Source organism: Parasynechococcus sp., assembly GCF_042954245.1.
In the GTDB taxonomy this organism is placed as follows: Bacteria; Cyanobacteriota; Cyanobacteriia; order PCC-6307; family Cyanobiaceae; genus Parasynechococcus.
The window spans coordinates 1-2,115 of sequence record NZ_JBGKDP010000241.1; the positions used below are offsets into that span (position 1 = coordinate 1).

The window sequence follows — 2,115 nt, forward strand, 5'->3', positions numbered from 1 at the left end:
GAAGCGACGAACTAACACTACAACGCACGAATCCACACCATTTGATCTTCAACAGTTCGGCAACAGCGGGGTTGAAAACCATCTTGTTGTTCTTTTTAGCCAGCTCGAATCAGCACACTTCGTACAAAGCAAGCATCAGCAGCAGAGGCTCAATGCTTGTATTTGGGCACTTTACCCTATTTGCTGTTGCCAAATAGGAACGTTTTCAATCTTTACCTCGCCAAAAGGCGACCGAAACCTGCGCTATGTTTCGGCATGGATAACCCAACACCGACAGTACGGCGCCTCATCAGTGAGCTTCGGGATGACATGTTCGAAGCTGGCCGTGAACTCAGGAATCGGAGCGCTTGGGATCTTTAATGCCCAATCGTCATTATTGATGCACGAACCCAACCCAACCGGGTTGTTCGAACTTCGGTGCGTGGGATCACGGGTGCCATCGCCACAAGCAATGTAATCAACGATTCATTAATGCGCTCATTTCTTGAGCGCTTTCGTGAGGTTGGTGCTGATGAAGCGCTCGATGAGTTTCAGCAGAGCCCAGAAGCCGAACGGTTCTCCGAACTCTGGGACACATACAACGACGAAGCGCAATGACAGAGCTTAGCTGTTTGGTCCCACAGTGATGCGGCCAAGTTTGTGCTGAAATCGAAAACCTTCTTTGACGATGGTCAATTGGCCTATATCGCCATCACATCGGCAAAGCAGTGTGATTCGCACGACGTTCTCACCTTTTCAGTGGATGCGTGCTAGCTGTCGTGAGTTTGTGTTGGGCCTAGGAGCAAGTCGGTGTCAGGAGCGGATCAGCTGCACAACAACCAGGAGTGCTGAGGCTGCAAGAGGCCAAAGCAGCCAGGTCAACTGGGGGACGGTGATCGCGAGCACTAGCCCGATCACAAAAAAGATCAGAAAACGGCCGAGGGTCATGGAGGCACCAACAAGGATATATTCAAGCGAAAACTAGGCTTTAGGCCAGTTTCTCCGGCCTGGATCTGGGCGCTGGGTCTGGGGTGAACAGCATGGGAATGGACGAGGCCACAAGCACACCTCCCACCGTGAGCAACACCAGCAGAGGGATGGGCCGGACCACCGGCTGACGCTCCAGAGGTGATGCGCAGCTGGAACAGAGCGGAACAACGCCCTTAGGGGGGTGCAACACCAATGCCAGGCCACAACAACAGGACGGGCAGCGAAAGTGCGGCATCGACCGGTGAAACGCAGCTGCTGGCACCTTATTGCGAAGATCGTGGATTGCCGAGGCCCGCTCCATGCCGCTCCGTTCCCTGGTGACCAAGTTGCAGGAAACTGCACTCACCGGTGAGCTCGATGAGCGTTCAAGCCGCGACGAGCGTCTGTTGATGCGTGGGGCTGGTCGTTGCAGCCGTGCTCTGGTGGCCAGTGCCCTAGCTCAACGGCGTGGCGCGCCACTGCTTGTGGTGGTGCCGACACTTGAGGAAGCAGGGCGCTGGACGGCGTTATTGGAATTGATGGGGTGGAGTCAGGCCAGCCTGTATCCCACCAGCGAAGGCTCCCCCTACGAGCCCTTTGATCCCACGAGCGAAATCACTTGGGGGCAACTTCAGATTCTGAGTGACCTGCTGGGGGAGACCGACACGTCGTCCTGGGCAATCGTGGCCACGGAACGTTGTCTGCAGCCTCACCTTCCCCCTCCGGATGTTCTGAAAACGAAAACGCGCACCTTGCGCAAGGGGGATGAGGTTGATCTGGAGGCGCTGGGCGAGACGCTCGCTCAACTCGGCTACGAGCGGGTCACCACCATTGAGCAGGAGGGGAGCTGGAGCCGTCGCGGCGACATTGTCGACATCTTCCCGGTGAGCAGTGAGCTGCCGGTTCGCCTCGAATTTTTCGGAGAGGAACTCGACAAGCTGCGGGAATTCGATCCCGCCAGCCAACGCTCACTGGACCCCGTCGATGCCCTTCGACTCACACCAACAGGATTTGGCCCCCTGATTGCGGACCAGCTCAGGGAGACGATGCCCGATGGACTGGAGCAACTGCTCGGTTCTGAGGGTACAGAGCAGCTTTTGAACGGCGGGACCCCGGAAGGCATGCGCCGGCTGATGGGTCTCGCCTGGGAGCAACCCGCCTCGCTTC

The 2,115-nt window shown here is 57.1% G+C and carries 4 protein-coding genes and 1 pseudogene; 3 read left to right on the forward strand and 2 right to left on the reverse strand.

Translation table 11 applies throughout. The features are described 5' to 3' along the window. On the forward strand, nt 1-197 hold a 197-nt coding region (locus ACGVJ8_RS11295; protein ID WP_392348159.1), incomplete at its 5' end, for a hypothetical protein. 274 nt (nt 198-471) lie between these two features. Then, nucleotides 472-597: a hypothetical protein gene (locus tag ACGVJ8_RS11300; protein ID WP_392348161.1), complete on the forward strand. Its 126-nt coding sequence runs from the start codon at nt 472-474 to the stop codon at nt 595-597. A gap of 195 nt (nt 598-792) precedes the next feature. On the opposite strand, the gene ACGVJ8_RS11305 is transcribed toward ACGVJ8_RS11300, so the two are convergent. Both ACGVJ8_RS11305 and ACGVJ8_RS11310 read right to left on the reverse strand, forming a co-directional pair. After that, nucleotides 793-927, reverse strand: coding sequence for a hypothetical protein (locus tag ACGVJ8_RS11305; RefSeq protein WP_392348163.1), 135 nt, complete (start codon nt 925-927; stop codon nt 793-795). A 40-nt stretch (nt 928-967) separates the two neighbouring features. Beyond that, nucleotides 968-1,204: a hypothetical protein gene (locus ACGVJ8_RS11310; RefSeq protein WP_392348165.1), complete on the reverse strand. Its 237-nt coding sequence runs from the start codon at nt 1,202-1,204 to the stop codon at nt 968-970. A gap of 64 nt (nt 1,205-1,268) precedes the next feature. Between ACGVJ8_RS11310 and ACGVJ8_RS11315 the strand changes: the two are divergent. Then, nucleotides 1,269-2,115, forward strand: a pseudogene (locus ACGVJ8_RS11315) (transcription-repair coupling factor); the annotation flags it as partial.

Excerpts from the sequence above, each read along its gene's own strand:
- ACGVJ8_RS11300 (WP_392348161.1), top strand. The coding sequence starts at position 472 with ATGCGCTCATTTCTTGAGCGCTTTCGTGAGGTTGGTGCTGATGAAGCG.
- ACGVJ8_RS11305 (WP_392348163.1), bottom strand. The coding sequence starts at position 927 with ATGACCCTCGGCCGTTTTCTGATCTTTTTTGTGATCGGGCTAGTGCTC.
- ACGVJ8_RS11310 (WP_392348165.1), bottom strand. The coding sequence starts at position 1,204 with ATGCCGCACTTTCGCTGCCCGTCCTGTTGTTGTGGCCTGGCATTGGTG.